The organism is Aeromonas sp. QDB03, from assembly GCF_027707985.1.
Classification (GTDB): Bacteria; Pseudomonadota; Gammaproteobacteria; order Enterobacterales; family Aeromonadaceae; genus Aeromonas; species Aeromonas hydrophila.
The window spans coordinates 380,188-386,163 of the sequence record NZ_JAPCJG010000005.1 but is presented as its reverse complement, the minus strand read 5'-3'; the positions used below and the strand labels follow the sequence as shown (position 1 = coordinate 386,163).

The 5,976-nt window shown below is 60.9% G+C and carries 4 protein-coding genes, 1 tRNA gene and 1 pseudogene; 3 read left to right on the top strand and 3 right to left on the bottom strand.

Annotated elements, in window-relative coordinates; translation table 11 throughout:
* Nucleotides 1-491 precede the first annotated feature (491 nt).
* From PG900_RS15250 to PG900_RS15240, 3 genes are all read right to left on the bottom strand, one after another.
* Nucleotides 492-701: a cold-shock protein gene (locus tag PG900_RS15250; protein ID WP_011707209.1), complete on the bottom strand. Its 210-nt coding sequence runs from the start codon at nucleotides 699-701 to the stop codon at nucleotides 492-494.
* A gap of 272 nt (nucleotides 702-973) precedes the next feature.
* Nucleotides 974-1,642: a LysM-like peptidoglycan-binding domain-containing protein gene (locus PG900_RS15245; protein WP_024943508.1), complete on the bottom strand. Its 669-nt coding sequence runs from the start codon at nucleotides 1,640-1,642 to the stop codon at nucleotides 974-976.
* Between the two features lie 98 nt (nucleotides 1,643-1,740).
* Nucleotides 1,741-3,843: a methyl-accepting chemotaxis protein gene (locus PG900_RS15240; RefSeq protein ID WP_270831744.1), complete on the bottom strand. Its 2,103-nt coding sequence runs from the start codon at nucleotides 3,841-3,843 to the stop codon at nucleotides 1,741-1,743.
* 260 nt (nucleotides 3,844-4,103) lie between these two features.
* Between PG900_RS15240 and gltX the strand changes: the two genes are divergently transcribed.
* The 3 genes and pseudogenes from gltX to PG900_RS15225 all read left to right on the top strand — a co-directional run bounded on the left by gltX (nucleotide 4,104) and on the right by PG900_RS15225 (nucleotide 5,975).
* The gene (gene gltX, locus PG900_RS15235; RefSeq protein WP_270797652.1) at nucleotides 4,104-5,519 is read left to right on the top strand and encodes a glutamate--tRNA ligase; all 1,416 of its coding nucleotides are present in this window, start codon (nucleotides 4,104-4,106) and stop codon (nucleotides 5,517-5,519) included.
* 11 nt (nucleotides 5,520-5,530) lie between these two features.
* Nucleotides 5,531-5,662 (top strand): annotated as a pseudogene (locus PG900_RS15230) (glutamyl-tRNA synthetase); the annotation flags it as partial.
* 237 nt (nucleotides 5,663-5,899) lie between these two features.
* Nucleotides 5,900-5,975: transfer RNA gene (locus PG900_RS15225), tRNA-Ala, on the top strand.
* Nucleotide 5,976 lies beyond the last annotated feature (1 nt).

Sequence of the window (5,976 nt, the reverse complement as noted above, 5' to 3'; positions counted from 1 at the left end):
GAATAGCTCAGTTGGTAGAGCACGACCTTGCCAAGGTCGGGGTCGCGAGTTCGAGTCTCGTTTCCCGCTCCAATCTTTCTTCAAATTCAATCTCTTTCCCCCCAAGCTCACGAATCCAGTTTCTCAATACAATGGCTGCCATATTCAGTTGGTAGAGCATGATCCGCGCTTGCCAAGGTCGGGGTCGCGAGTTCGAGTCTCGTTTCCCGCTCCAATCTCTCTTCGAAGTTCTCATCATCCATTTGAATTGCCCATCATATCGCGCCGCGATGATTTGCCGTGTCCGGCGTTCAGCCAGATCAGGCCCATGTCTTCTGTAGCCGCTTCGTGCGCAGGTGCTGGGGAGGGCTGTGGTTATAGGCAAGCTTATGATTGTCGTGGGGAGGGTTGCTGTTGCTGCGGGCAGGCTTGTGAGCGTGGCGGGGAAGGGGAAACGGTGGGCAAAAAAATAGGAGGGCCGATGGCTCCTCCTACAGGCTCACTGGCGTGGCTTAGAGCAGGGTAACGTTCTCAGCCTGAGGGCCTTTTTTGCCCTGGGTCACAGTGAACTGGACTTTTTGACCTTCAGCCAGGGTCTTGAAACCGGCGCTCTGGATGGAGGAGAAGTGAACGAAAACGTCCGGTCCCTGGGATTGCTCGATGAAGCCAAAACCCTTGGTCTCATTGAACCATTTTACTTGGCCGGTGCGAATGTCAGACATGTGGTAAGTCCTATCTATAACAAAATGAAACTAAGCCTTGTTGGGCAGCATTTGCTTAGCAATCAGGGGTTGAAGCATGACTGACCACGTCAATTTGTCCCAGTAGCATGTAGAACAATCCCTGTCTAAAGCACAAACGATTGTACGTGAGCGCGATCCCTTGTCAATTTGGCACTTTTCATTTTTTGAGCAAGCTAAAAATATTGTGAACTCAGCGGCTTATTTCATGGATTCAGGTCAAAAAAACGGGAGGCACCAGGCCTCCCGTTTTTTTATTCCTTGAGGGCGAACCCTTCACCCTGTCGGTCGTAGCGGTAGATGGCCTGACCGTAGGAGCGGATCTCGACCCGCTGGATACGGCGGGTGTCATCGATCAGGATGAACACGGCCCGACCCGATTGCAGGCGGGTCAGCGGCCGATCAGGCCCTTCGATGGCGATCAGGCGGCTGAGCTCGGCGCCCGGCAGCTCGAACTTGCGGAAGATGGAGTAGAGGGTCTCGCCGGCTTGCACGTCGTGCTGCAGCCAGGTGCCATCCACCTTCTCTTCGACCGGTTTGGCTGCGGCCGGTGCACTGCCTGTGGCGCCATTGCCGACGGTGAGGGCCTGCGCCGGTACGGCGATGGGGACTGCCAGCGAACCGGACGGCGCGGCTTTGGGTGCGGGGACGGCCGGCTCCCAGGCCAGCACCAGCAACCAGAGCGGGATCAGGATCAGCAGCCCTATGGTGTGCTTGCGCGGCAGCGGGCTCGCCAGCTTGAACTTGCCTGTTTTGGCTTCCTGGCCGCGTTGGCCAAGTCCGCTCATGCCCTGGCCGATGCGTTGACGCAGGGGCAGGGTGGCGGCATTGATACGATGGAGCAGGGATCCTTGTGATTCGTCTTGGCGACGCTGCTGGGCTCGTCTGTTGTGGCCACGGGGGCGACGGTCCGGGGTGGGCACGGCATTTACCTCTCACTACATTGCCTGCCATCAGGCAAATTCGTGCCTATGGTAAACGGACTCGCCCCCGAGGGGGAGAGTCCTGAGGTGGAAAATTATCAGCTGAGACGAAATTGTCCCAGTAATTGCTGTAAACGCTCGGCCGCCTGGCGCAACGCCTGGCTGGCTTTGGCCGTTTCGGTCGCATCCAGTGCGATGTCGTTGGCCAGTGCGTTGGTTTTTGACAGGTTGCCGGAGACGGTCTCGGAAACCGAGCTCTGCTCCTCGGCGGCGGAGGCGATCTGGTAGGTCATGTCGTTGATGGTGGAGATGGCCTGATAGATGCTGCCGAGCGCCTCTTCCGCCAGATCCGCCTCGCCCACCGCCTGATGGGTCAGCTGCTGGCTCTGGTTGATGGCGTTGACCGCGTTGGCCGAGCTGTGGCGGATCTTCTCGATCAGCTCCTGGGTATTCTGCACCGCCTGCTGGGTGTTGCCCGCCAGCTTGCGTACCTCGTCGGCCACCACCGCAAAGCCGCGGCCCTGCTCGCCGGCCCGGGCCGCCTCGATGGCGGCGTTGAGCGCCAGCAGGTTGGTCTGATCGGCGATCCCCTGAATGACGGTGAGGATGCTGGTGATCTGCTCGCTGTCATGGGCCAGCCCCTCGACCACCTCGGCTCCCTTGCCGGCCTCGGCGGCCACCTTGTGCATCGACTGGATCACCTGCTGGAAGCGCACCTTGCCCTGATCCGCCGCCCCCTGAGCCTGTTTGGCCGAGTCGGCGGTGTTGTTGGCGTGGGTGGCTACCTCCTGGCTGACGTAGGACATCTCTTGCACCGCGGTCAGCATCTGCTCCATCTCTGCCTGGTGATGCTGCAGGTTGGTGTCGGTCTGGCCGGCGATGCGATCGGTGTCGCCGGCGTGACGGTTGACCTCGCTGGCGGTCTTGAGCACATCCCCCAGCAGCACCTGCAGCTTGTCGATGAAGCGGTTGATGCCCTTGGCCAAGTCCCCCAATTCATCGTGGGACTGGGTATTGAGCCGCTTGGTGAGATCTCCCTCGCCATCGGCGATGTCATCCACCAGGCTGACCATCTGACGGATGGGGCCGGTGATGCTGCGGGCAATGACCAGCATGGTGGCCAGCGCCAGCACCAGCACGACGACGGCGCCCACCAGTTGCTGGGTCATGGCGGCCCGGTTCATCTCGCTCAGCTGGGCTTCCAGCTGGTCGGCCCCGGCCAGCACCACCTTGTAGGGCAGGGTGACGATGATGGCCCAGTTGCGGCTCATGCCAGGCACCGCGATGGGCACCGAGATCCGAAACGCATCGTCGAGCTCCTGGCGCTGCACCTCGGGTTTGAGGTACTGCTGCCAGCCGTTGCCAAGCAGCTTGTCGGCGCGGCTGCCGAGCAGGCTGGCATCGCCGCTGGTGCCGGTGATGACGCCGGCGGCGCTGACGATCAGGGTCTCGCCCTTGCCGTCATAGATGTTGCTGTTGAGGGACTGGGCCTGACGGCTGATGGAGTCCACCGCCAGATCGAGCGCGGCGATCCCCTTGAACTGGCCGCCCACCATGATGGGGGTGGTGATGGTGCTCACCAGCACCTGCTGGCCGTTGATGTCCACCTTGAAGGGGTCGATCAGGCAGGAGTGTCCCTCCCGTTTCGGGCAGGCGTAGTAGTCGTTGGCCGGATTGCCGAACTCATCCGGATCGCTCTTCTCGATGGAGAGCAGCAGGTCGGTGCCGATGCTCTCCTTGTCGCGATAGAAGTAGGGCACGAAGCGCCCCTTGCTGTCACTGCCCAGCGCCGTCTGGCCGGAGAAGCTGGCATCCTGGCCGTCGAAACCGTTGGGTTCGAAGCCGGCGAAGGCGCCGTAGAGCTGGGGTTCGAGGGCGAGCTGGGCCTTGAGCAGATCGGTGGCCTGCTGGCGATCCAGCGGCAGCTTGCCCTCCTGCTGCAGGGCGAGGGCGCTGGCCATCTGCTGGGTATAGGAGAGCCCCTTTTGCAGCAGCTGGGTGATGGTGGCGGCCTCGGCACGGGCGTTGGCGTTGACCTTCTGCCATGCCTCCTGCTGCAGGGCGGCGCGGCTGGAGCTGATGGTCAGCTTCTGGGTCTGTTGACCCGAGTACTGGTTGAGCAGGATCAGGATGACCAGGGCGGCGGTCATGGCGATCCCGGCCATCACCAGAATGCGATTCTGGATAGAACGGAACTGCATCGTCTCTTCCTTGTTGGTGAGCGTTATTTGGATATCGGCCGGAGGAGGCAGCTCTCCAACACTTGTCATAGCAAAACGGAAACCGGGATTTTGTTTTGCGATCCCCTTCAAATATCAGGCGGCAAGCGGCTGGGACGCCTGTGCAACCCCCTACTTTTGCCCGCTGCGGCTGCATGGTTTTCCCATCCGTCATTGTCGGTGCTAAAATGCGACGGTTTTTTTAACGAATTGGCCCAAGGCCCTCTACACAAGGCTTAAAGATGAAAGTCAAAACCCGTTTTGCTCCCAGCCCGACCGGCTTTTTGCATGTCGGCGGTGCCCGTACCGCACTCTATTCCTGGTTGTTTGCAAAGAACCAGGGCGGTGAGTTCGTGCTGCGTATCGAGGATACCGACCTGGAACGTTCCACTCAGGAGGCGATCGACGCCATCATTGAGGGCATGGAATGGCTGGAGCTGAACTGGGATGAGGGCCCCTACTACCAGACCAAGCGCTTCGATCGCTACAACGGCCTGATCGACGAGATGCTGGCTGACGGCCGTGCCTACAAGTGCTACTGCTCCAAGGAGCGGCTGGAAGCGCTGCGCGAAGGCCAGATGGCCAACGGCGAGAAGCCCCGCTATGACGGCAAGTGCCGTGACCACGCCCACGATCACTCGGCCGATGCGCCGCACGTGATTCGCTTCCGCAACCCGACCGAAGGTTCCGTGGTGTTCGATGACCACGTCCGTGGCCGCATCGAGTTCGCCAACACCGAGCTCGACGATCTGATCATCCGCCGTACCGACGGCGCGCCGACCTACAACTTCTGCGTGGTGGTCGATGACTGGGACATGGAGATCACCCACGTGGTGCGTGGCGAAGACCACATCAACAACACCCCGCGCCAGATCAACATCTACAAGGCGCTGAACGCGCCGGTGCCGGAGTTTGCCCACGTCTCCATGATCCTGGGTGACGATGGTGCCAAGCTCTCCAAGCGCCACGGTGCGGTCTCCGTGATGCAGTACCGCGACGACGGCTACCTGCCGGAAGCCCTGTTGAACTATCTGGTGCGTCTGGGCTGGTCCCACGGCGATCAGGAGATCTTCAGCCTGGAAGAGATGATCAAGCTGTTCAGCCTGGATGCCATCTCCAAGTCTGCCTCCGCGTTCAACACCGACAAGCTGCTGTGGCTGAACAACCACTACATGCGCAGCCTGGACCCGGCCTATGTGGCCAAGCATCTGGCCTGGCACATGGCCGATCAGAAGATCGACACCAGCAAGGGCCCGTCACTGCCAGAGGTGGTGACTCTGCTGGCCGAGCGCTGCAACACCCTGGTCGAGATGGCCGCCCAGAGCCGCTACCTGTTCGAAGATTTTGAGGCCATCGACGAAGCGGCTGCCAAGAAGCACCTGCGCGGCGTTGCTGCCGAGCCGCTGACCCTGGCCAAGGCCAAGCTGGCTGCCCTGGATAGCTGGACCACCGAAGCACTGCACGAGCTGATTGAAGCGACCGCCGCCGAGCTGGGTCAGGGCATGGGCAAGGTCGGTATGCCGCTGCGTGTGGCAGTCACCGGTCTCGGCCAGTCCCCCGCCATCGACGCCGTGATGGCGCTGGTGGGCAAGGAGCGGGTACTGGCCCGCATCGACCGCGCTCTGGCTTACATCGAAGCACGCATGGCTGCCGAGTAAGCTTGCCGTCGCACATTGCCGTCACCGGTCTGGGTCAATCTCCTGCCATCGACGTCGTGATGGCGCTGGTGGGCAAGGAGCGGGTACTGGCCCGCATCGACCGCGCTCTGGCGTACATCGAAGCGCGCATGGCCGCCGAATAAGCGCCAGCCAGTGCTTGCGAAAGGGCTCCCGTACGGGGGCCCTTTGTTTTTGGCCAAAGGCCGGTTTTGTGACATAAAACAGCGAGATAGCTGCGTCATTGCCGGTTAAATCGGCTAACTGCTTGAATTTTGACTAAACGCGCGAATCGGCGTTATTTTTGGGTTGACAGCAAAGCGGTCGGTGCCTATCATGCGCCTCCGTTGCCGGAGATAACTTTGGTAGCGCCGAGGTGAGTTGGGGTTATAGCTCAGCTGGGAGAGCGCTTGCATGGCATGCAAGAGGTCCGCGGTTCGATCCCGCGTAGCTCCACCAA

Bases quoted from the DNA above. Each gene is read 5' to 3' on its own strand.
- PG900_RS15250 (WP_011707209.1), bottom strand. From the start codon at position 701: ATGTCTGACATTCGCACCGGCCAAGTAAAATGGTTCAATGAGACCAAG.
- PG900_RS15240 (WP_270831744.1), bottom strand. From the start codon at position 3,843: ATGCAGTTCCGTTCTATCCAGAATCGCATTCTGGTGATGGCCGGGATC.
- gltX (WP_270797652.1), top strand. From the start codon at position 4,104: ATGAAAGTCAAAACCCGTTTTGCTCCCAGCCCGACCGGCTTTTTGCAT.